This window comes from Rhodococcus sp. SJ-2 (genome assembly GCF_053750035.1).
Genome location: NZ_CM132340.1, coordinates 334,041 through 358,855 on the forward strand (window position 1 = coordinate 334,041; position 24,815 = coordinate 358,855).

Below are 24,815 nucleotides of genomic sequence, written 5' to 3' on the forward strand. Positions count from 1 at the left end.
ACTCCCTCCTTGACTAGCGCTTCTTGCCGGTGCGGCGACGACGAACGATGAGCTTGTCGGACGCCTTGTTCTTGCGGGTGCGGCCCTCGGGCTTGCCCCACGGGCTGACCGGATGGCGACCACCGGAGGTCTTGCCCTCACCACCGCCGTGCGGGTGGTCGACCGGGTTCATCACGACACCGCGGACGGTAGGACGCTTGCCCTTCCAGCGCATACGGCCGGCCTTGCCCCAGTTGATGTTCGACTGCTCGGCGTTGCCGACCTCGCCGACGGTTGCGCGGCAGCGCACGTCGACGCGACGGATCTCACCGGACGGCATACGCAGCGTGGCGTAGGTGCCTTCCTTACCGAGGAGCTGGATGCTCGCGCCGGCCGAACGGGCCATCTTGGCTCCGCCACCGGGACGCAGTTCCACCGCGTGAATGGTGGTACCGGTCGGGATGTTGCGCAGCGGCAGGTTGTTGCCCGGCTTGATGTCGGCCGTCGGGCCGGACTCGACCGGGGCGCCCTGCACCAGGCCCTTGGGGGCGATGATGTAGCGCTTCTCGCCGTCCACGTAGTGGAGCAGCGCGATGCGGGCGGTGCGGTTGGGGTCGTACTCGATGTGAGCGACCTTGGCCGGGATGCCGTCCTTGTCGTTGCGACGGAAATCGATCAAGCGGTATGCGCGCTTGTGTCCGCCACCCTTGTGCCGGGTCGTGATACGACCGTGCGCGTTGCGACCACCGCGACCGTGCAGCGGGCGGATCAGCGACTTCTCGGGCGTCGACCGAGTGATCTCGGCGAAGTCCGACACACTGGCGCCACGACGGCCCGGCGTAGTCGGCTTGTACTTACGGATTGCCATGAGTCTTCTCGTCCTCTATCTCTCGCGAGTTCCGGCGCCTAAGCGACCGGGCCTCCGAAGATCTCGATGGGCTTGCTGTCGGCGGTCAGGGTCACGAGCGCGCGCTTGGTGTCCTTGCGCTTGCCGTAACCGAACCGCGTCCGCTTGCGCTTGCCCTGACGGTTGGCGGTGTTGACGCTGCTCACCTTGACGCCGAAGACCTTCTCGACGGCAATCTTGATCTGCGTCTTGTTCGAGTCCGGGTGGACCAGGAAGGTGTAGGTGCCCTCTTCCATCAGCCCGTAGGACTTCTCGGAGACGACGGGAGCCAGCAGGATGTCGCGCGGATCGGCGATCGTGCTCACTTGCTCTCCTCCTTGACTTCCTGAGCCGACTCGGCCGGCCCGTGAATGAACGCGTTGAGCGCCTCGACGCTGAACACGACATCGTCGCTGTAGAGGACGTCGTAGGTGTTCAGCTGATCGGGTGCGAGCGTGTGGACGTTCGGCAGGTTCTGCACGCTCTTCCACGCGGCGACGTCTGCACGTCCGACCACCAGGAGCACGTTCTTACGCTCGGTGAGCTCACCGAGGAAAGCGCGCGCCGACTTCGTCGACGGGGTCTGACCCGCGACGAGCTCGGTGATCACGTGGATGCGCTCGTTGCGCGCCCGGTCGGAGAGGGCACCGCGCAGGGCGGCTGCCTTCATCTTCTTGGGGGTGCGCTGGCTGTAGTCGCGCGGCTGCGGGCCGTGGACGGTGCCGCCACCGACGAACTGCGGTGCGCGGGTCGAGCCCTGACGTGCGCGGCCGGTGCCCTTCTGGCGGTACGGCTTACGACCACCGCCACGGACCTCTCCGCGCGTCTTGGTCGAGTGCGTGCCCTGGCGTGCAGCAGCGAGCTGCGCGACAACCACCTGGTGCAGCAACGCGATGTTGGCCGGGGCGTCGAAGAGCTCCGCGGGGAGATCGACGGTGCCGGTGGACTTGCCACCCGCAGCCTTGACGTCCAGCGTCAGCTTGGTTGCGGTCTCGGTGCTGGTCATGCCCGTGCACCACCCTTCACTGCAGTCTTGACGATCACGAGGCCGCCCTTGCGGCCGGGGATCGCGCCCTTGATAAGCAGCAGACCGTTCTCGGCGTCCACCTTGTGGACGGAGAGGTTCTGCGTCGTGACGCGGTCGCTACCCATACGGCCGGACATGCGCGTGCCCTTGAAGACACGGCCCGGGGTGGCGCAGCCACCGATGGAGCCGGGACGACGGTGCACAGCCTGCGCACCGTGCGAAGCGCCCTGACCGGCGAAGCCGTGACGCTTCATGGTGCCGGCGAAGCCCTTGCCCTTGGAAGTGCCCGTGATGTCGACGAATGCGCCGTCTTCGAACACCTCTGCGGTCAGTTCCTGGCCGACCTCGTACTCCGAGGAGTCCTCGACACGAAGCTCGACGAGGTGGCGGCGCGGGGTCACGCCTGCCTTGTCGAACTGGCCGCGGACCGGCTTGTTGACCTTGCGCGGCGCAATGGCACCGAAGGCGAGCTGCACAGCGTTGTAGCCGTCGCGCTCCTCCGTGCGAATCTGCGTGACCACGTTCGGTCCGGCCTTGACGACGGTCACCGGAACGACCCGGTTGTTCTCGTCGAAGACCTGGGTCATGCCGAGCTTGGTGCCCAGGATTCCCTTGATCTGGTTAGTCATCTGTTCTCTCCGCTGCGTCTTCTACAAGCTCGCTGTAAGTCACTGAATGTTGACGTCGACGCTCGCCGGGAGGTCGATGCGCATGAGTGCGTCGACCGTCTTCGGCGTCGGGTCGAGGATGTCGATCAGCCGCTTGTGAGTACGCATCTCGAAGTGCTCGCGCGAGTCCTTGTACTTGTGCGGCGAGCGAATGACGCAGTACACGTTCTTTTCAGTGGGCAACGGCACCGGGCCGACCACACGGGCACCCGTACGGGTGACCGTCTCGACGATCTTGCGCGCAGATGCGTCGATCGCCTCGTGGTCATAGGCCTTGAGCCTGATGCGGATCTTCTGTCCCGCCACGCTTAGTGTCCTTTTCTTGCCGCGTTTCGTAGCACCCGATCTGATCGGGAACCACCTCGTCTGCACAGTTCCGAACGGAACAGGCGACAGAGAACAGCACTCATACACATCGCGAGCCGGGCTCACCCGATCCGCTGCCGCTGTTCATCTGTCATTGTTCTCCGGTCCACGCGGTCGGGCGTGTCGCTCCGTCGCTCATTCCCCGGCGCCGAAATCTGCATTTCGACACCGCACAGAACGGGACCGGATGCGCTCATACGAGCGCACGCTGGTACTGCTTCCGTCTTGCATGTGGCCGCGACCTGGCCTTAAGGCTCGATCCGCGACTGTCACTACTTTCACCGTTCCGAGCCGCGAAACATCCATGGCCCGGTCAAGGCAACCCGACCAGTATGCAGCAATCCGCCGCCGAGTACAACTCCGCCGAACTCATCCCCCGTCGGGACGGACCTTCAACCTATTGCGTTCATCGGTGGCGTACGCAACGGCGCGGCCGCATCCACGGTGTTGGTCGGGTCGGGGCCGGGACCGGGCGCCACCTGAACCACCTCGGGCGCAACTCCCGGTGCAGGCACCAGAGCGGGCAAGTCCCTCCACACCGGAAGCGTTTCCTGCAGCTCGAGGCCGATCTGGATGATCTGTTCGTCCTGCCACGGCCTCGCGCCGAGCTGCACACCGAACGGCATGCCGGTCGCCACCGACCGCCCCACCGGGAGTGTCACAACCGGCGCACCCGAGTAGTTGGCCCACTTCACCTCGCCCGGTGCGCCTTCTGTCACACTCACCCCGAGAAACTCCTCACGCCGGGCGCCGTCCACCTTTGTGCCGGGGATCATCACCGCGTCGAGATCGTTGTCGGCGAAGAGCTTGTTGTAGTCGTACTGGTATCGCAACCGGTCTCGCTCGAGCATGAGGTAGTCCACGACGGGGACTGCGAGAGACGCCACCGCAGTCCCGACACTGGATACCCGCTCCGGGCGGTACAAACCGATCCGGTCGGCGAATTGCCGGTGATACGAGCCCATTTCGACGACATCGCCGGTCGCAAGAGACGTCGGAGTCGGTGGCATCACCACGGGGACCACCTCCGCGCCGAGCGAACGTGCAAGCTGGACCGCGTCGTCGAAAAGGGTCTGCAACGGCGGTGGAAGATCCGACGGCGGAAGTCCCAGCCGAATCCCGGCCAGCGGCGACGCGCCGCCCTTCGCTGTCAGCGGATAGCCACCTGCCGGAACCGCAGGCCCGAGCGCAGTGATCGGATCGTCGACATCGACGGTCGCGAGGATCGACAACATCAACGATGCGTCGGCAACGCTCCGTCCCATCGGCCCGACGTGGTCGCGGGTCCAGGTCAGCGGAATCATGCCGTGCGAAGTGATTCGGCCGTACGTGGGTTTGATCGACGAGATCCCGCATGCGCTCGCAGGCAACCTCACCGATCCCCCCGTGTCACTGCCGACCGCGAGCGGAGCGAAGCGGGCGGCGAGGACCGCGGCACTGCCACCCGACGACCCACCCGGTGACATCTCGGTGTTCCACGGATTTCCCACCTGCGGCGTCGCGATACCGATTGCGAACTCGTCGGTGTGCGCGTGTCCCATCAGGATTGCCCCGGCGTCTTCGAGCTTGCTCCAGACACCGGAATGACCGGCCGCAATGTTGCCTTCGAGCACTCTGCTCGATGCCGTGAGGGGAAATCCCGACACCGCGAACAAGTCCTTCAACGCAACCGGCAGGCCACAGATGTCGGGGACCGGGATTCCTTCGCTTCGAGCCCTTGTGAGCCGCTCACCCGCGGCGTCCGCACCGGCATACGCGAACTCCGGATACAGCCGGACCCACGCACCGATCGCACCGTCGAACCCCCGGGTTCGCGCAAGACATGCATCGAGCAGTTCCCTCGGATGCAACCGACCGGAGTGCAGGAGGCTCGCGGCCTCGACTGCGCTCAGAAGTGCAGGGTCCGTTGCGTCGACCGCGCCCGGATCCGGAAGTCGCCGCACCGGTCCGGCATGACTACGCTGCGCGGTGGCTGTCCCCAGAAGCAGAGCACCTCCCGCGAGCGAGCCCAACATCCTGCGGCGGGAGAGCGCACTACTCATTTGCCCAGAGAAGCACGAATACTCTGCGAGCGCAGGGTTGACATGCCGCGAACCGACGAGCGGTCGCCGCCATCGGGAGGTTTCACATCACGTGGCGTCGTCCGTACGCGATAATCGCCCGGATCGACGAGTCCACCGTCGACGAAGCCCGGCACCGATGACGAATACAGGAGAAGCCGATGTCCCCGTTCGAGCGGTCCGGCTCTCCCCGCGGCCTTGGGCGGCGGCCCCAGCTGTCGGACGATGTGGCGTCGTTCGTCCGCAACCGCATCATGTCGGGCGACGTGCGGCCGGGCGATTTCGTCCGGCTCGACGAGACCGCCGCCGAACTCGGGGTCAGTGTGACCCCGGTTCGTGAAGCTCTGCTCACCCTTCGCGGCGAAGGCCTCGTCGAACTCGTTCCGCATCGGGGCTACGTCGTCGCACCGCTGACCCGATCCGACATCGACGACGTGTTCTGGCTGCAAGGGCGCATCGCCGAGAAACTCGCCGCGCGCGCCGCGGAGACCATCGGTAGCGACACGATCGCCGAGCTCGACGACATCAACGTCAAGTTCACCGACGCGGTACAGACCGGCGACGGAGCACGAATCGAAGCTCTCGAATTCTCCTTCCACCGGACACTCAACCGGGTCGCCGCCGCACGCAAACTCGCGTGGTTCCTGCACAACGCCACGCGGTACACTCCCGCACATTTCTATTCGTCCGACCCGGAATGGGGGGTCGAGGCCGTCGCGGCACATCGCCGAATTCTCGATGCTCTCCGTGCGCATGATCCGAGCACGGCCGGGACCGAGACCCGGGATCATTTCACCGATGGAGCACGCCGTCTCGTCCGGCATCTGGACGAGATCGGTATCTGGTCCTGATCTCGTCTCGCAACGGCCGTTCGCAGACACCCGGCCGGGAACACCTCGGAGCGGTAGCATCTCGACGAGGGAGGCGGGGACACCCGCTGGACTGGCCATGACCGAGTCCCGACAGGGACCGAGTTCGACGGTGGGGTGCGGATGCGAAGCAACCACGACCATGCAGTCCTCGTGGAGGATGTCCACAAGTCGTTCGGAGATGTTCATGCACTCGCCGGCGTCGATTTCTCGGCTCCGGAAGGCTCGGTCCTCGCGATCCTCGGCCCCAACGGTGCAGGAAAGACCACCATGGTCAAGATCCTGTCGACGCTCATCCACGCCTCGAGCGGCCGTGCCGTCGTTGCAGGTCACGATGTCGAGACCAACCCCGCTGCGGTCCGACGCTCGATCATGATGACCGGACAGTTCGCTGCCCTGGACGACACCCTCACCGGACGCGAGAATCTCGTACTGTTCGGGCGCTTGATGGGGCTCGACAAGACCTCTGCAAAGCTGCGCGCGGACGAGCTCCTCCTCGAGTTCGACCTCGTCGAAGCAGGACGCCGACCGGTCAAGGGTTATTCGGGCGGTATGCGCCGCCGGGTCGACATCGCATGCGGACTCGTGGTCCGGCCCGAGGTCGTGTTCCTCGACGAGCCGACCACCGGACTCGACCCGCGGTCGCGCCAGGGTGTGTGGTCACTGGTCGAGTCCCTGAAGAGACAGGGCATCACGACCCTGTTGACCACTCAGTACCTCGAAGAAGCCGACGTACTGAGCGACAACATCATCGTGATCGACAGAGGAACGGTCATCGCGAGGGGGACGGCGAACGAACTGAAGGCTTCGACCGGGGGCAGCTACTGCGAAATCGTCCCTGTCGACCCTGCGACGGTGCCCGGGATCGTGCACGCACTCGGTCCCCTCGTCCCCGATTCCGTACGTGCCGATCTCTCGTCGCCCGGCGACATCGACCGGGTCTCCATCCCAGCGCCCGATGGAGCAGCTACCCTCACCGAAGCGCTTCGCCTGCTCTCGCCCCTCGACATCGAACTCGCCGATATCGGTTTACGGCGGCCGTCCTTGGACGACGTCTTCCTGCAGCTGACCGGTCACAGCGCGTCGACGGCATCCGCCGAACTCGATGCGGCCACGGCGGGAGAGGGCCCGTGACGGCCCGCACCGAGCGTCTTCCGGCGGGTCGGCCCCCAGGCGACACGAGTGCGAGCCTTCCCGACCGACGGTCGGGCACGCACCGCCGTATCCATCCGAGTTCGGTGTCGCAATGGTCGGCGCTGACCGGACGCACCCTGCGCACGATGGCGCGGTACGGCGAACTGATCGTCGCTGTGATCGCACCGTTCGTCTTCGGTCTCGGGTTCTATCTCCCGCTGAAGTTCGTGATGCAGATGCAGGGCATCGACTACGCGCAGTTCCTGATGCCGATCATCGTCCTTCAATCGATGGCGTTCACCGCTATCTCGGCGGCCCAGATGGCCGCGCAGGAGGCGACAACCGGACTGACGACCCGGTTGAAGACAATGCCCGTCGGCCCGACCGTGCCGCTGCTTTCTCGCATGTCGGCGGGGATGACGAGATCGGTGATTTCCCTGTTCGCCGCGATCGGATTCGGATATCTGATCGGTTTCCGGTTCACCGCCGGACTCGGACAAGCTGTTCTCTTCGGAGTGACGGCACTCGCCATCAGCCTCGTGCTGTGTCTGGGAGCCGACGCGATCGGCAGCCTCTCCAAAAGCCCCGAAGCGACCTCGCAGGCGCTGACACTCCCCCAGCTGATCCTCGGGATGCTGTCGTGCGGTTTCGTTCCCGAGCAAGGTTTTCCCGAATGGATTCGTCCCTTCGTGCGCAATCAGCCGATCTCGCAGTTCTCGTTCGCTATGCGCGACATGGCAGACGGAGGGATCACGTGGGAGGTGTTCTACCCGAGTCTGCTGTGGCTGGTCGGGTTGACCATCGTGTGTCTACCTCTCGCCGTGTGGGCCAATACGAGACGGAGGTGACCGGATGAGTCAGAGCACTGCGCTGGGGACAGGGTCAGGATCGTTCGGGTATCCGGCGCCGAACGCCGTGGTCGCCGAGAACTCTCTCGCCGCGCTGTGGCAGCACAGCCGCCTCCAATGCGGCCGGCTCCTCCTTCGCTGGGCGCGCGATCCGGCGACAATGATCCAAGCGCTGATCTATCCCGCACTGACACTGGTGATGTTCAGGATCGTGCTCGGCGACAGCATCACCGCCGCAACGGGGCAGCCGTCGATATTCGGGACAGTACCGATGATCGTGCTGGTGGGTGCGATGTTCGGTTCCGTCGTCAGTGCAGTCGGGTTGCGCGCCGAACGAGAGTCCGGTCTGCTGAGCCGCTTCTACACGCTGCCGATCCACCGATCAGCGGGGCTGGTGGGACGCCTGATGGCGGAGGCTGTTCGCGTCCTCGTCACCTCGATTGTGATTTTCGCCGCAGGCGTCGTCATGGGCTTCCGGTTCACCCAGGGCGTCCCGGCGACATTGTTGATGTTGGTGGTACCCATCGTGTTCGGGATGGGATTCGCCATGATGGTGACCGTCCTGGCCACCCTGTCGACCAAGATCCCTCTCGTAGAGATGGTGTCGATCGTGTGCACCCTCCTGATGTTCTTCAATTCGGGATTCGTGCCGGTCATGGCCTATCCGACCTGGCTGCAGCCGATCGTCGCGAACCAGCCGATGTCGTGCGCGATCGACACCATGAGGGCACTCGCGATGGGTGGGCCGCTGGCCGAGCCGATGGTCAAGACCCTCGCGTGGTCGGTCGGGATGTTCGCCTTGTTCCTGGTGCCTGCCATCCGCGGCTATCGTCGCGCGGCCCAACAAGGGTGACCTCGAGCTTGCCCGACGATCATGGTTTGCGCTGCTAACCTCACTCCAGACCGATCAGGTACGGATACGCCACGACCCCGGCGGTCCGCACGAGGAGCCTCCATGAATTTTGCGCGCCGGATCGCTGTGGCCACAGCCACCGCTGCCCTTGCTGTCTCGGCGTCGCTGGTCACCACACCGGCGATGGCGTCTGCCCAGCCCACCGTCGACCCACCCTCGAGCGAAACCGCCCCGAGTGACAGCCGTCTGGCCAGTATCCTCGCCACGATGGGGCAGAGCCCCGAGGGAGCGAACGACCTCGACTGTGTGCCGTCGCCGGAACATCCGCGACCGGTGGTACTCGTGCATGGAACCGGGTCGGGAATGATGCAGACGTGGCCGATCGTCGCGCCGCAGCTCGCCGACCTCGGCTATTGCGTATATGCGCTGAACTACGGCGGCGCGAAGGCCGTGTTCGATCCCGACAAGACGATCTGGGGCGTCACCGACATCGAGGAGTCCGCAGTCGAGGTACGGGACTTCGTCGATGCTGTCCTCGAGCACACCGGCAGCGACAAGGTCGATCTGGTCGGACACTCGCAGGGAGGAATGCTGTCGCGGCAGTACCTGAAGTTCGAAGGTGGAGCCGATCTTCTCGTCCCGGCACGTAACAAGGTCGAGAACCTTGTCATGCTCGGTGCAACGAATCACGGCACGTCTTTCAACGGGCTCCAGCAGCTGTACGCGGCGCTGGCGATCTTCGGCCTGACAAACGGCAACGACATCGTCGCGCAGGCACTGTTCGCCGGCACCAATCTCGGTGTCGCCGGGCAGCAACAGCTCATCGGTTCCCGGGTGCTCGCAGCGCTCAACGACGGCCCCGAGACATTGCCTGGAATCACCTACACGTCGATCGCGACGCGCCACGACGGAATCGTGACACCGCCGGAGAGCTCGTTCCTCGAGCCCGACGCTGGCGCCGCGGTCCAGAACAAGTGGGTCCAGGACCTGTGCCCGGCCTCGCCCGCAGATCATTCGACGATGTTGATGCTCCCCGAATCGCTGTACCTGGTGAAGTCCGCCCTCGATCCCGCTTACGCCGACGTCAACGAAGCTCCCTGCACCGTTCCGGAAGCGCCCGACGCCGGGTAGAGATCACCCGAACGACAATGCCCCTCCTGTCATCGACAGGAGGGGCATTTCACTTCATACGCAGGAAGGGACGATCACAGTCCGAGTGCGCGCTGGAGCACCGGCCACGAATCCTTCAGATCGTCCTGCCAATACCCCCACGAGTGGCTACCCGAATCGCGGAAGTTGTAGGTGGCGGGGATGTCCAGTTCGTTCAGTCGGTTCTGCAGGTTGTGCGTGCAGTAGTTCGTCGCCGCCTCGATAACGCCACCGACGACGATCTGATTCGCGAGCACGTCCACCTGGCCGTCGATCTGCGGGCCGTCGAGCGTGTCGTACGGGCCGGGCAGACCGTTACCGTTCGAGATGTACAGCTCGAGGCCGCGCAACTGCTCGGCGTTGAGGTAGGGGTCCTTCTCGCGCCACATCGGGTCGTCGAGCTCGCCCCACATGTTGCGGGTGTCGCCGCCCCCCCAGGTCTCCGTGGTGACCTTCACGAACTGCTGACCGATCGGATCCGAGGTTTGGGCACAGCCACTGTAGGCTGCCACACCCTGGTAGAGGTCGCCGCCTTCAATGGCGAGCTGGAGAACCGATGTGCCCGACGAGGAAAGACCCGCGATCGCGTTGACGCCGTTGGTTCCCAGTGCAGCATCGATCAGCGGCGGGATTTCCTTGGTGAGGAAGGTCTCCCACTTGTTCACACCGAGAACCGGATCCTCGTTCTTCCAGTCAGTGTAGTAACTCCATTTGCCACCGACCGGCGAGACGACGTTGAGGTTCTTGTCTTTGAAGAAGTCGATGGCGTCGGTGCGGAACCGCCACGTCGCGCTGTCCTCACCGCCGCCCGCACCGTTCAACAGGTACAGCGTCGGGCGGGGCTCGCTGGTGTCTGCCGGACGCCACACATCCAGGAGAACTTCCTTGTTCATCGACGCCGAGTGGACGTAGACGAGGAGTTGCTGCTCGCCGTACTGCTCGATACGCGTGATGTAGGAGCCGTTCTCGGACTCGGCGACCTCGAGAGGCTGCTCGCTGTCCCAGACCGGGTCGGCCGCGGCCGTAGCTCCACCGAAGAACAACGGCAGTGCTACGACAGCTGCCGAGAGCGCGGCGAGTCTCGTCCTTCGAGTGCATGTCCGCGACTCGACAACCTTCATTCGCTTGAACCTCCTCAGGCCCGTTTCCGGGACATGATTTTTCAGACCTCGGATGCGTCCGAGGTGCACCGACCGGCGCAGCAATACGTATATCTACAGGTCAGGCATGCACGTTACCGTGGATCGCGCACCCGCGACCGGCCAGTCCTGCGCGAGCACACCCTACCTGGAGATCACCGCGGATCAAGATCGACACGACCAATGCCCAGAGCAGGCACGATGACGTCGAGGGCGAGCGGTTCCATCATCTCCCCGTGTCCTCCCGGCACGAATCGGGTACGAACACGTCCCGTGACGAACGGCACCCACAGGTCCGCGGCGTCCGCTTCGGTCGGGTGCTCCGCAACCGCACTGAAGAACTTCACGTCACCGGCGAACACTGCGGGTTCGTGACGGTTGATCAGATCCGGTGACGTCATCGCGGCAGCGAAGATCCGCTGCACTCTCTCGACATCGAGGTCGATCAGCTCCGCCGGGATCGCGCCCACAAGCGCTTCGGCCGCCGCGCGCGGAAGCTGCCCGTCGAGCGTCACAGGATCCACCTCCACGCCGAGCGTCCGTAGGTTCTCAGAGATCTCCGATTCGAAACGGTCGGTGTCGATCTGCGGGATGCTGTCGATCAGCGCGAGTTCGTCCACACTCAGACCGCGGGACTGGAGTTCGACTGCCACCGCATGCGCAAGCACACCGCCCAAAGACCAGCCGAGCAGGCGGTACGGTCCGTGCGGCTCGGTGGAGACGATCTCGTCGGCGTACCTGCGGGCGAGATCGTCCAGTGACGCCCCGGCAAAATCGGGTTCGGTCAGCGCGGGGGTCTGAATCCCGTACACCGCGCCCCGTCCGTCCAGGCGTGCCGCGAGCGGTGCGTAGGACCAGGCGAGCCCGATCATAGGGTGCAAACAGAACACGGTCCCCGCAGCGTCACCCGCACGCAACGGCAAGATCACCGAGAGGGCAGCGTCCGGTCCCGTGGCCGCTTCGCCGTCGACACCGAGCCGAGCAGCGAGATCTTCCACCACGGGGGACTCGAGGAGCCAGGGGACACGCACGGCTACGCCGGACTCGTCCCGTAGCCGTGCTACCACCTGGGTCGCGATAAGGGAGTTCCCCCCGACGTCGAAGAAGTCGTCGTCCAGTCCGACCCGGTCGATCTCGAGAGCGTCCGCAAACACGCGTGCGACCAGCTCTTCACGATTCGTGCGCGGCGCGCGGTACGGCCGAACCGACGTAGCAGGTTCGGGCAGGGCCGCCCGATCGAGTTTGCCCACCGGAGTCAGTGGTACGCCCTCGAGGACGACAATCGCGTCCGGAATCATGTGCCGAGGCAGCGCGCGCGCAGCCGCACGGAGGAGTTCCTCCGTTTCGACAGCCCGTCCGGGCACCGAGGTCACGTAGGAGACGAGCCGCGCGGTGCCTGCCTCGGACGTCCGGGCGATCGTGACCGAGAAGTCCACCGCTTCGTCACGCCGAAGCACTGCATCGATCTCGTCGAGTTCGATTCGGAACCCACGGATCTTGACCTGAAAGTCCGATCGACCCACGTAGGCGAGGTCGCCGGAATCGGTCCAGCGGACCAGGTCGCCGGTCCGATAGAGCCGGGTCCCCGACCCGAACGGGTCGGCGACGAAACGGTCGGACGTGAGCGCCGCTCTTCCCAGGTACCCACGCGCCAGTTGTATCCCCGACACGTAGAGCTCGCCGGCAACTCCGACCGGGGCGGGTCTCAACCGGGCGTCGAGCACGACGGCACCGACGCCTCGGATCGGTCCGCCGATCGTCACATCGTCGCCGGGAGTCAACGGTGCACTGATGTTGGTCATGATCGTGGTTTCGGTGGGACCGTAACCGTTGTGGAATGCACGCCCGGACGCCCAGCGCGACACCAGTTCGGGCGCCACCATCTCCCCTCCTGCCACGAGGACACGCAGTTCGTCGAGTCCCTCAGGATCGAGCGAGGAGATCGCCGCCGGGGTGATGAACGCGTGTGTGACGCCTTCGGTGCGGATGAAGTCTGCGAGATCGCGACCGCCGTAGATGTTCGGCGGTGCAATCACGAGCGTCCCTCCTGAGGCGAAGGCCATCAACAGCTCCAGAACCGACGCGTCGAAGCTCGGTGATGCGAAATGCAGCGCCCTGGTGTCGACGCCCAGCGTGTACCGATCGCGTTGCTCGGCCGCGAAATTCGCCAGCCCGGAGTGGGTGACGACAACTCCCTTGGGCAGCCCGGTCGAGCCGGACGTGTAGATGATGTACGCGCTGTTGTCAGCGCGTACACGGCGTACGCGCTCGTCCGCCGTGATCGGACCACCCGGCCATGCGTCCATCCGAGCGATGGTCTCGTGCGCCATCAGGTCGATCCATTCGACGTCGTCCGGCAGTTCGACGAGATGCGGCGTCACGGTCAGACCCAGCACCGCCCCTGAGTCCGAAACCATGTGCGTAATTCGGTCAGCAGGGTAGTTCGGATCGATCGGAACGTACGCAGCACCGGTCTTCGCCACCGCCCACACCGCAGCGATCGACTCGATCGAACGCGTAAATCCAAGCGCCACAACATCTTCCGTTCCCATCCCGCGTCCGATCAGCAACCGAGCCAATCGAGAAGAGAACGCGTCGAGCTCCGCGTAGGTCCACTCGCGGCCGTCGTCGACCGCAGCGATGCCGTCGGGGTTGCCCTCGGCGGCGGCCGCAAGAAAGTCTCCGAGCGGAACCGGCGATTCAGCCGCACCGCCGTGCCTGTGAGTCAGACCTTCGAGCTCGGCAGCGTCGAAGTACGGCAGGGCATCGATGCGCGTCGCGGGATCGGCGATGATGCCGTCGAGGATTCGCAGGTACCTGGTGGCGAGCACCGTTACGGTGTCGGCGTCGAGAATGTCACTACGATACTTGAATCCGAGGGCAACCGTGTCTTCGGAAGTAACGGCGACGGTCAGCGGATAGTGCGTGGCGTCGCGAGTATTCACACCCGCAACGACCAGTCCGTCGATCGATCCCGCGTCTGCGATGCCGCTGCGATCCACCGGATACGACTCGTACACGAGCAGAGTGTCGAACAGCGCTCCCAGACCTGTCTGTTGCTGGATCTCGGCGAGGCCCACATGGTGGTGGTCGAGCAGCGACGCCTGATCGATCTGGATGCGCTGGAGTAGGTCCTCGATCGTGGCCGACTCGGACAGCCGTACGCGGACGGGCAACGTATTGATGAACAACCCGACCATCGATTCGACGCCCGGAAGGTCCGCGGGGCGACCCGACACCGTAGTGCCGAACAGGACATCCTCTCGCCCCGTCATGCGGCCGATGAGCGTCGCCCACGCTCCCTGCAACACAGTGTTGACGGTCACAGCGAGCCTCGCTGCGACGTCCGTCAGAGCATCGCTGCGTTCGCGACCGAGATCGACGTGGTGCTCGGCCGAGCTTGCACCGGTGACGTCGGCCTCGGTGCCTGCAAGCAGCGTCGGTTCGTCGACTCCTTCCAGCACTCGAACCCACGCGTCGACCGATTCTCGATGGTCACGACCACTCAGCCACTCGAGATAACCGCGGTAGGACGGCACCCGCCCCAGTACCGCAGCATCACCCGAGGTCGCGTAGAGCACAAGCAGGTCCTTCATCAACAACGGCATGGACCAGCCGTCGAGGAGAATGTGATGGCTCGTGACCGCGAGTGTCCACGAGTCGACTCCGGTCCGGACCATCGTGAAGCGGATCAGGGGCGGCGCCGACAGATCGAAGGCCGTGTCCTGGTCGGCACGCAGCATCGCATCGAGTTCGACGGCATCGGCTGCGCAGGTTCCCTGCCGGGTGAGGTCGAGCTCTCGCCACGGCAGTGCGACATCGTCGACAACGACCTGAACCGGTTCACCGGACTCGGCAGCGACGAAGGCGGTCCGCAAGTTGGGATGCCGGCCGAGGAGCGCAGTGGCAGCGACTCGAAGTCGCGCAGGGTCGACAAGTCCTGCGAGATGGATCAGCACCTGGGTGCTGTAGACATCGGACTGCCCTTCGGCGAGCTGCGCGTGGTAGAGCAGTCCGGATTGCAACGGTGCGAGCGGCCAGACGTCGGAAACGTTGGGGTACTCCGCTTCCCAGGCGGCGATGTCGCGTTGGGTGACGTCGACCAGAGGCAGATCGGTCGGCGTGCGACCGCCTGCGTCGGGGCGAGCCGCGTGGGTGGCGAGCGCTTCGAGTGCGCGCACCCACCATTGTCCGAGTTCCTCGACGTCGTCGCGGCCGAGCAGCCCGGAGGGAAAACCGAGGTTCGCGCCGAGCTCTCCGCCGATCACCACTGCGTTGATATCCACCGAGGTGAGCGCGGGGGCGTCACTGTCGTTGCTGCCGGACAGGTCGCCGAGGTCTCCGACGGGAAGCCAGCCCAGTTCCGCGGCCTGGTCCTGCGACACCTCACCGGCGTCGAGGCGTCCGAGGTAGTTGAAGCTGACCTGGGCGGACGGCAATTGCGCGAGTTGCCCACCCGTGTCGTTGTTGCAGTAGCGGAGCAATCCGTAACCGAGCCCCTTGTGGGGGACAGCACGCAATTGCTCCTTGACGAGTTTGAGCGCGGCGCCCGCAGCCGGACCACCGTCGACGGCGTCATCGAGATCGATACCGAGCAAGTCGAGTCGAACCGGGAACATGGCAGTGAACCAGCCGACGGTGCGTGAGAGGTCGGCCCCGAGGACCAGATCTTCCTCGCGACCGTGCCCTTCAAGTGCGATCAGCGCGGACAACTCGTCGGTGCCGCGGTCGCGACGCCAACCGGCCAGCGCCAACGCAAGCCCCGTGAGCAACACATCGTTGACGCTGCCGTGGTAGAGCTCGGGCAGCGTGGTGAGCAGCGTGTCGGTGACCTCGGCTGCGACTCTGACCTGAACTTTCTCGACGGTCGACGCGAGATCGACTGTGGGATCGAAGGCACGCGCACCCAGCAGCGGATCGGGTCCTGTCAGGATCGACGTCCACAGCGGCAATTCTGCTGCGTGATTGTCGGCGCTGCGAACGAGGGCATCGGCCCAGGTCCGGAACGACGTTCCGACCGATTGCAGCACCACAGGCTGTCCGTGATCGATCTGTGCCCACGCGGTCACGAAATCGGGTACCAGAATTCGCCACGACACGCCGTCGACCACGAGATGATGTCCGACAACGATCAGCCGTCCGTTGCGGCCTGCTCCGGGCGCAGGGTCGAGCCAGACGAACTGCAGGACGATGCCCTGCGACGGATCCAGTCGCCCCTCGGCAGTGTCGAGTTCCTCGGCCGCGATACTGCGCCACTGCGCGTCGTCCGCATCCGCGGACACCTCCACACGGGACACGAGAGAATCGACATCGACAGTTCCTGGCGCGGTTGTCGAGAGCACCCATTCGCGGGCATCGTTGCACCGCAACGATGCCCGCAGAATATCGTGCCGATCGACGACAGCGGCGATGGTCGCGACCACATCCCGTCGCGCGATGTTCTCGGGCAACTCGAGCGCGATTGTCTGGGTGTAACGGTCGAAGGAGCCGCCGCGCTCAACCATGTATCGCAAGATCGGAGTGAGCGGGATCTCGCCGACCCCTCCCCCGTCGAGTTCGGGTAGCGACGGCACCGCGTCGGTCCCGATCCGCGCCACCTCGGCAAGTCCGGCCACGGTGCGCTGCTCGAAGACCTCCCGGGGCGTGAACACGATACCGAGCGCCTTGGCGCGCGAGACCAACTGGATCGACACGATGCTGTCGCCTCCGAGCGCGAAGAACGAGTCGTCGACACCGACCTCGTCGATGCCGAGCACATCGGCGAAGACCTCCGCGATCGTCACCTCCGCCGGTGTCGAGGGCGCACGGAATTTCTTGTCGCCGACAAACACCGGCGCGGGGAGCGCTTTCTTGTCGAGTTTGCCGTTCGGGGTGAGTGGCAACGCATCGAGGATGACGATCGCGTCGGGCACCATATAGCCGGTCAGGAACTGCCCGACCTCCTCGAGCACTTCGACAGGCACAACCCCGGCGCCTGCGCGCGGGACGACGTATCCGACGAGTTTGTCGCCGGTGTGCGAGTCGGTCCGCACCACAGCGACCGCATGCGCAACACCGTCGACTGAGGTCAGGGCGGCCTCGATCTCCCCGAGTTCGACACGGAAACCGCGCAGCTGCACCTGCGAGTCACTGCGTCCGACGTATTCGAGTTGCCCGGAGGCCGACCAGCGCGCGATGTCGCCGGTTCGGTACATGCGGGTTCCCGACGAGCCGAACGGGTCGGCGACGAATCGTCCCGAGGTCAACGCACCGCGGCCGAGATACCCGCGAGTGAGCTGATCACCGCGAACGTACATTTCACCGGGGACCCCGACAGGCACCGGTTGCAGTCGCGGATCCAGGACGTACACGCCGAGTCCGGGGATTGCACGGCCCACGAGGCTCGCTGTGCTCTCACTGTCGGCCGACGACAGTTCGAGGCGGGAGACATGCACCGTGGTCTCGGTGATGCCATACATGTTCACAAGGCGCGGCGCATCGTCGGCATGCCTGCCGTACCAGTCGGTCAGGCGGCGGAGGTCGAGGGCCTCACCGCCGAAAACGACGTACCGCAGCGCGAGTCGGCCCGTGCCCTGGGCCTGCGCAACACGATCGGCCTCGGCAAGTTGATAGAACGCCGACGGTGTCTGGTTGAGGACCGTTACCTGCTCCCGCATGAGGAGGGAACGGAAGTCGTCCGGCGATCGGGACGTGAAGTGGTCGACCACGACGAGCCTGCCACCGTGGAGCAGCGGGCCCCACAATTCCCACACCGAGAAGTCGAAAGCGTACGAGTGGAACAGGGTCCACACGTCGTCGCCGTCGAATTCGAAGGCTCCTCGGGTGTTCTCGAACAACTCGAGGACCGTCCGGTGCGGAACCTGCACCCCTTTGGGGCGCCCGGTGGATCCGGAAGTGTAGATGACGTAGGCGAGGTTGTCGCTGCGCAACGGTGCGGTGCGTTCCTCGTCGCTCACGGGTGCATCGCTGTGCGTCGACAGATCTGTCTCGTCGAGGTCGATTACGGGTATACCAGTGCTGGGCAGTTCGTCGTGGGCGCCCGAGACGAGTACGACGACCGGTGACGCATCGGCGAGCATGAACTCCAAGCGCTCGGCCGGATAGGTGAGGTCGATAGGCAGATATCCGCCGCCGGCCTGCTGCACCGCCAGCAGCGCGACCACGAGGTCGTCGGAGCGGGTCATCGCGACCGCGACCAGGGAGTCAGGTCCGACACCCTGATCGATCAGTACACGTGCGAGCCGGTTCACGCGGGCGGCAAGTTCGCGGTACGTCAGGTGGCGATCACCGAACGTCACGGCAATTGCGTCGGGAGTGAGCGTCGCCTGATCGACGAAGCGCTGTACGAGCGTGTGGTCACTTGCACGAGTACCGGGCTCGTTCCACGCGTCGAGCAGCATCGCGCGTTGTTCATCGGAGAGCAGCGGCACGTCGCCGATCACCACGTCGGGGTCGGCGGCGACAGCGCTGAGCATCCGGCCGAGTCGATCGCCGAATGTGCTCATCGTGCTCTCGTCGAACAGATCCGTGGCGTAGTTGAGCGCCACTGCCATTCCGCCTGGGTCCCCGTCCGGACCGAAGGATTCGACGACGGTGACCTGCAGGTCGAATTTGGCGTCGGTGATCGGGAAATCCACAGGATCGACGGCCAGCTCTGGAAGGTCGAAACGGGAATGCCCCAGATTCTGGAACGTCAGAGCGATCTGGAAGAGCGGATGCCGAGCCTGAGAACGTTCGGGATCGAGTGCCTCGACGAGGCGCTCGAACGGTAGGTCCGCATGCCCGAATGCGCCGAGGTCGGTTTCGCGGACGCGGGCGAGCAGATCGCCGAAGGTGTCGGATGGGTTCACCTCGGTGCGCAGCACCAGTGTGTTGACGAACATCCCGATCATGTCGTCGAGCAGCTGTTCACCGCGGCCCGCGATGGGCGAGCCGACGACGATGTCTCCCGTACCGGACAGCCGGGCCAGCAGCGCCGCCAGTGCACTGTGCACGACCATGAACAGCGTCGTTCCCCTTGTGCGGGCAAGTCGTTCGAGGGCTGTGTGGGTCGACGCGTCGATTTCGAATGCGGTGTTCGCTCCGCGGTACGACGTGACCGCGGGACGGGGTCGATCCGCGGGCAGGTCCAGCTGGTCGGGGATTCCCTTCAGCCTCTCCCGCCAGTAGGCGAGCTGCCGAGAGATCGGCGACTCAGGATCCGATTCGGATCCGAGGACGTCGCGCTGCCACAGCGTGTAGTCCGCGTACTGCACCGGCATCGGTGACCAGTCGGGCTCATGGCCGTCCACACGCGAGGTGTAGGCGAGCATGACGTCCCGGGCGAGCGGCCCCATCGAGAATCCGTCGCCGCTGATGTGGTGCAGTACCACGACGAGCACGTGCTCGTCGTGACCGAGACGCAGCAGACAGATGCGCAGCGGCACCTGCTCAGTGACATCGAAACCTTCTGTCACTGCCGCCTCGACGTGTCGCGACACATCCGCATGGTCGGCGTCGACCACCACGATGTCCGGCACGGCGGACACTGCGGGAAGGATCACCTGCTGTGCAATACCGTCCGATTCGGGGTAGACGGTCCGCAGCGACTCGTGTCGTCGGACGAGGTCTGCGACCGCGGCGCGCAGGGCGTCGACGTCGAGCGCTCCGCGCAGGCGGATCGCGAGTGGCAGGTTGTTCACGGACGAGTCGGGCTCGAACCGGTTCAGGAACCACATCCGCTGCTGCGCCAGCGACAAGGGGATCCGCTCCGGCCTGGTTTGCGCTGCCAAGGGTGCCACGCGCAAGTCGTGGGACATGGACTCTACATGTGCAGCAAGGGTTTCCACGACCGAATACTCGAACAATGCACGTACCGGAACACGAGTGCCCAGAGCAGTGCCGAGGCGCGACACGACCTGGGTCGCCACGAGCGAGTTACCTCCGAGGTCGAAGAAGTCGTCGTCGCGACCCACCCGATCGACGCCGAGGACATCGCCGAAGACACCGGCGACGATCTCCTCGACAGGGGTTTGTGCCGCGCGGAACCCCCGCGATTCGAAAGTAGGTGCGGGCAGCGCTTTCCGGTCAAGCTTGCCACTCGTGTTGAGAGGGAACGCATCGAGCACGACGGTGGCCGACGGCACCATGTACGACGGCAGGGTCTCCCGCACGGCGGCCAGGAGGGCCTGCCGATCGACGGACTCGCCGACCACGTAGGCGACGAGCTGGTCGCCGGTCGACGTGGACGTCACGAGTGCGACAGCTTGGGTGATTCCGGGGTGGGCGAGCAACGCGGTCTCGATCTCGCCGAGTTCGATCCGCTGTCCACGGAATTTGACCTGGAAGTCACTTCGACCCAAGTAGTCGAGCACGACGGTGTCGCTGCCGGTGCGGATCCATCGAACGAGGTCGCCCGTGCGGTACATCCGCTCACCTGCCTGCCCGAGCGGGTTTGCGACAAACCGGTCGGAGGTCAGGTCCGGTCGGCGGACGTATCCGCGCGCGAGCTGGACGCCCCCGAGGTAGAGCTCGCCCGGTGTACCGAGTCCCACCGGCTGCAGACGCGCGTCGAGGACGTACACCTGCACGTTCCATTCAGGTATTCCGATGGGAACGACCCCAGTCGCGTCGTTGGCCGGTCGGTACGTCGCCGAGACTGCAGCTTCGGTGGGACCGTACAGATTGTGCACAGCGGCACTCGTGCCGAGACGACGGAAGGCGGCGACAGTCTCCGGTGGGAGCGCCTCACCGATGACGAACACGTGGCGTAGATCGGCGCAGCTCCCGGCCGGAGCCTGCGCGGCGAACACGGTGAGCATCGATGGCACGAAATCCGTGAGGGTCACACGGTGGCGATCGATCATGTCGGCGACGTACGCCGGGTCGCGGTGCCCGTCGTGGTCGGCGACGATCAGGCGGGCACCGCTGCGCAGCGGCAGGAACCACCCCCACAGCGACACGTCGAAGGTGGTGGCGGTTTTCTGCAGGTACACATCGTCTGCACCGATGGCGTATTCATGGACCATCCAGGCGACCTGGTTGACGATCGCCTCGTGCGACACAGCGACGCCCTTGGGGCGTCCGGTCGAGCCGGATGTGAAGATCACGTACGCGGGGGTGCCCGGCCGAATCGGCCCTCCGAGTTCGCCATCCTGAACTGATTGCACTGCATAAGAATCCAATTCGAGGGTGTCGACCTCGACGGTGTTCGCGTGCGGAGGCAGATCGGCAGCGTCGGCGCCAGTGGTGAGCACGCATACCGGCTGCGCCGTGTCGAGAATGTGCCCGATCCGCTCCGAGGGATGGTCCGGATCGAGTGGGACATACGCGCCCCCAGCGGTGATCACCGCGTAGATCGCCACCACGAGATCCACTGAACGACGGATACCGATCGCGACGAGCGCTTCCGGCCCTACCCCCGTGCCGATGAGATACCGTGCGAGCCGGTTGACCCGCGCGTCGAACTGCGCGTAGGTCAGCATCTCGTCGCCGAAGACGACAGCGGGGGCATCCGGGGTGCGGCGGACCTGGGCGCGGTATTCCGAGAGGAGCGTTCCGCTGTCCACGGCGCGCTCGGTGGCGTTGACAGTGTGGACGAGTGCTCGGCGGGTGGCGGGTGCGAGCAGGTCGACATCACCGACGACGGTGTCGAGATCGGACACCAGTGCCTCGAGCGTCGCGACCAGCCCGTCCGCAAAGCCTCGCACCGTGTTCTCATCGAAGAGGTCGGTGGCATATGTGAACTGCGCGGACATTCCGCACGGTTTACCGGCGTCGAGTCGGGGAGTGACGGTCAGCTGGAGATCGAACTTGGCAACGGCACCCCCGAGGTCGACGGTCTCGATGTCGAGCTCCGGCAACGACAAATCCGGCCGGTCCATGTTCTGAAAGAACAGCGCCACCTGAAACAACGGATGGTGCCCGGTCGAGCGCACAGGGTCGAGGACCTCGACCAGCCGCTCGAAAGGCAACTCGGCGTGCGCGAACGCGTCGATATCACCGGTGCGTACTCGATCGAGCAGCTCGGCGAACGTATCGCCCGGTGCGACAGCAGTGCGCAGCACGAGAGTGTTCACGAACATGCCGATGAGGTCGTCGAGGGCTTGTTCACCTCGACCGGCTACAGGGGTTCCGATCGCGATGTCCGTGGTCGACGACAACCGCGCGAGCAGCGCTGCGAACGCAGCATGCACGACCATGAAGGGTGAGCACCCCGTTGCCTGCCCGATCTCCGCGACCGCCGCGTGCAGGGAGGTGTCGAGTTCGAACACCACGGAGCCACCGTGCCCGGAGGGCTCGCCCGGACGCGGCCGGTCGGTCGGCAGGTCGAGGCGGTCGGGCAGTTCATCGAGGGCTCTCGTCCAGAATTCGATCTCCCGTGCTGCGACCGAGTCGCGGTCCGACTCGTGGCCGAGGACCGCTCGCTGCCACAGCGTGTAATCGGCGTACTGCACCTCGAGTGGTGACCATCCGGGGGCCTGCCCCGCAGCGCGAGCGAAGTATGCGGCGGCGAGGTCGCGTACGAACGGACCGGTAGAAGCGCCATCGGCCGCGATGTGATGCACGACGAGCACCAGGACATGTTCGTCGTCGGTCACCTGCAGCAGTTCCACGCGAAGCGGTACTTCTCGGGCGACGTCGAACCCGGTGGTGACAGCGCGGACGACACGATCGGGTACCGCGGCAGAATCCACGAACTCGGCCTCGACGGCAGGCGCGACCCGAGCTGCATCGAGAATCAACTGACAACCCACACCGTCGCGATCCGGGTAGACGGTGCGCAGTGATTCGTGTCGTTCGATCACGTCGTGGACGGCCGCGCGAAGCGCCGAGATGTCGAGTCTGCCCCTCAGTCGCAGGGCCACGGGGATGTTGTCGGCGGCCGAGGCCGTATCGAAGCGGTTGAGGAACCAGATCCGCTGTTGCGCGGGCGACAGCGGGATCGGATCGGGTCGCAGCCCGGCCACAAGGGGTGTCCTTGCGGTATCACCGGTAAGCGCGTCGATCGACGCGGCAAGTTCCGCCACGGTCGAGCCCTCGAAGACCAGACGAGCGGGCACGCGCGTGTCGAGACGCTCACCGAGCCGAGCGGCGACCCTGGTCGCGACGAGGGAGTTTCCTCCGAGATCGAAGAAATCGTCGTCCAGACCCACCCGCTCGACACCGAGCACATCTGCGAACACCGCAGCGACCGCAACTTCCGTTGCCGACTGCGGCGCCCGGAACTCGGTGACCACCGGCCCAGGATCGGGCAGTGCGTCGCGGTCGAGCTTCCCAGTGGGTGACAGCGGAATGGCCTCTAGCTCGACAATGACGGACGGAACCATATGCGAGGGAAGATGTTCGGATACCTCGCGGGAGATTGCGCGAACATCGAGACGCGTTCCCGCGGCGCCATGTACATACGACACCAGCTGTGTCTCACCAGCCGCAGTCGAATGCCCCACCGTCACCGCAAAATCCACCCCTGCACACGACGACAACGCCGCATCGATCTCACCCAACTCGATACGGAAACCACGCACCTTAACCTGAAAATCGTTGCGCCCCACATACACGATCCCCGACCGCTCATCCCGTGGACCCCGCACCACATCCCCGGTCCGATACATCCGAGCACCGCCCGGGGCCGCCACGAACCGCGACGCCGTCAAACCCGCACGACCGTGATACCCACGCGCCACACCCGGACCCGACAGATACAACTCACCCGCCACACCCACCGGAACCGGATGCAACCGCGAATCCAACACGTGACCGACCGACTTCCGAATCGGCGCGCCGATCGTCACCTGCTCACCAGGCATGAGCGGATCCGACATCGTGATCACGATCGTCGTCTCGGTGGGACCGTACACATTGAAGAACCGGCGACCCGGCGCCCACCGCGCTACCAGTTCCGGCGGACACGCTTCCCCACCGACGGCCACACACTCGAGTACGCCCAACCCCTGTGGATCCACCGACGCCAATGCAGCCGGCGTCACGAAGGCATGGGTAACTCCATGACGCACAATAAGATCTGCAAATTCCACCCCGCCGTACACCGAGGTCGGCGCCACCACCATCGTCGACGATGCACCCACCGCAAGCAGCAGTTCCATCATCGATGCATCGAAACTCGGCGACGCGAAATGCAACGTCCGGGATTCCGGGCCCAATCCGTACCGTTCCACCTGCTCAGCACAGAAATTCGCCAAACCCGAATGTGACACCACCACACCTTTGGGCTTCCCCGTCGACCCGGACGTATAGATCACATACGCCGTATTCTCGAGTCGCAATGCCCGGACACGCTCGTCGAACGACACAGGCTCGGCAGGAAGGCCCGACAGTTCCGCCACCGTGGCAGGATCGTCGAGCGCAATCCAATGCGCCGTCATCGGCAAGGTCGGTGCTGTGTCGGAGAGGGTCAGTCCGAGGACCGCGCCGGAATCCACAGTCATGTGCTCGACCCGGTCGGCAGGGTAGTTGGGGTCGACGGGCACAAAAGCGGCACCGGTTTTGGCGACGGCCCAGGTCGCGACGACCGACTCGAGCGAACGAACGAACGCGAGCGCGACCACGTCCTCCGGTCCGACGCCCTGCCCGATCAGCAGCCGGGCGAGCCTCGAGGACGCCTCGTCGATCTCCGCGTAGGTCAGCGAGCGATCCTCGTGTACGAGCGCGGTGGCCGACGGATCGCGTTCCACCGCAGCGGCGAGCAGCTGCGGGAGCAGGAGCGCGCGAGGTTCGCGACGCCGCGTCGGGCGCTGACGGGTGCGGACGCGTCCGGAAGCCGACGGGCGCTCGCCACGGGGATCATCGAGATTCATCCGTGTATTGTCCCCTTGCTCCGTCCCGTGCTCACGCCAGG

Annotated in this window: 13 protein-coding genes; 5 read left to right on the top strand and 8 right to left on the bottom strand. The window is 65.2% G+C overall.

The window, feature by feature from the left end:
• Positions 1-13: 13 nt before the first annotated feature.
• The 6 genes from rplB to ACSYG9_RS01815 form a co-directional block, all read right to left on the bottom strand.
• Positions 14-847: a 50S ribosomal protein L2 gene (gene rplB / locus ACSYG9_RS01790; RefSeq protein ID WP_169685525.1), complete on the bottom strand. Its 834-nt coding sequence runs from the start codon at positions 845-847 to the stop codon at positions 14-16.
• Between the two features lie 38 nt (positions 848-885).
• On the bottom strand, positions 886-1,191 hold the full coding sequence (gene rplW, locus ACSYG9_RS01795) for a 50S ribosomal protein L23 (protein WP_169685523.1): 306 nt from the start codon (positions 1,189-1,191) through the stop codon (positions 886-888).
• Positions 1,188-1,871, bottom strand: coding sequence for a 50S ribosomal protein L4 (gene rplD / locus ACSYG9_RS01800; protein WP_440125520.1), 684 nt, complete (start codon positions 1,869-1,871; stop codon positions 1,188-1,190). The genes rplW and rplD overlap by 4 nt, the downstream gene beginning before the upstream one ends.
• Positions 1,868-2,521, bottom strand: coding sequence for a 50S ribosomal protein L3 (gene rplC / locus ACSYG9_RS01805; protein ID WP_169685519.1), 654 nt, complete (start codon positions 2,519-2,521; stop codon positions 1,868-1,870). Before rplC ends, rplD begins: the two co-directional genes overlap by 4 nt.
• A 39-nt stretch (positions 2,522-2,560) precedes the next feature.
• Positions 2,561-2,866, bottom strand: a complete 306-nt coding sequence (gene rpsJ / locus ACSYG9_RS01810; RefSeq protein ID WP_003938093.1) for a 30S ribosomal protein S10 — start codon at positions 2,864-2,866, stop codon at positions 2,561-2,563.
• Between the two features lie 452 nt (positions 2,867-3,318).
• Positions 3,319-4,968 carry an amidase family protein gene (locus tag ACSYG9_RS01815; protein WP_440125523.1) on the bottom strand — a complete coding sequence of 550 codons (1,650 nt, stop codon included), beginning with the start codon at positions 4,966-4,968 and terminating at the stop codon, positions 3,319-3,321.
• 179 nt (positions 4,969-5,147) lie between these two features.
• Here ACSYG9_RS01815 and ACSYG9_RS01820 point away from each other — a divergent pair, with 179 nt between their 5' ends.
• The 5 genes from ACSYG9_RS01820 (at position 5,148) to ACSYG9_RS01840 (ending at position 9,821) form a co-directional block, all read left to right on the top strand.
• Positions 5,148-5,837: an FCD domain-containing protein gene (locus ACSYG9_RS01820; protein ID WP_440125525.1), complete on the top strand. Its 690-nt coding sequence runs from the start codon at positions 5,148-5,150 to the stop codon at positions 5,835-5,837.
• A gap of 141 nt (positions 5,838-5,978) precedes the next feature.
• Positions 5,979-6,989: an ATP-binding cassette domain-containing protein gene (locus ACSYG9_RS01825; RefSeq protein ID WP_454840932.1), complete on the top strand. Its 1,011-nt coding sequence runs from the start codon at positions 5,979-5,981 to the stop codon at positions 6,987-6,989.
• A complete protein-coding gene (locus ACSYG9_RS01830) occupies positions 6,986-7,837 on the top strand; it encodes an ABC transporter permease (protein WP_454840934.1) in 852 nt (283 codons plus the stop codon). The genes ACSYG9_RS01825 and ACSYG9_RS01830 overlap by 4 nt, the downstream gene beginning before the upstream one ends.
• Before the next feature lie 4 nt (positions 7,838-7,841).
• The gene (locus tag ACSYG9_RS01835) at positions 7,842-8,690 is read left to right on the top strand and encodes an ABC transporter permease (protein ID WP_440125530.1); all 849 of its coding nucleotides are present in this window, start codon (positions 7,842-7,844) and stop codon (positions 8,688-8,690) included.
• Between the two features lie 102 nt (positions 8,691-8,792).
• Positions 8,793-9,821 (top strand): alpha/beta fold hydrolase, encoded by a 1,029-nt coding sequence (locus ACSYG9_RS01840; protein WP_454840937.1) that lies wholly within the window; start codon positions 8,793-8,795, stop codon positions 9,819-9,821.
• Between the two features lie 74 nt (positions 9,822-9,895).
• Here the strand turns inward: ACSYG9_RS01840 and ACSYG9_RS01845 are convergent, their stop codons facing one another.
• Together ACSYG9_RS01845 and ACSYG9_RS01850 are read right to left on the bottom strand one after the other, a co-directional pair.
• Complete coding sequence (locus ACSYG9_RS01845; RefSeq protein ID WP_440125534.1) at positions 9,896-10,960, bottom strand: alpha/beta hydrolase-fold protein; 1,065 nt, start codon at positions 10,958-10,960, stop codon at positions 9,896-9,898.
• A 173-nt stretch (positions 10,961-11,133) separates the two neighbouring features.
• The gene (locus ACSYG9_RS01850) at positions 11,134-24,774 is read right to left on the bottom strand and encodes an amino acid adenylation domain-containing protein (RefSeq protein ID WP_454840939.1); all 13,641 of its coding nucleotides are present in this window, start codon (positions 24,772-24,774) and stop codon (positions 11,134-11,136) included.
• Between the last annotated feature and the right edge of the window lie 41 nt (positions 24,775-24,815).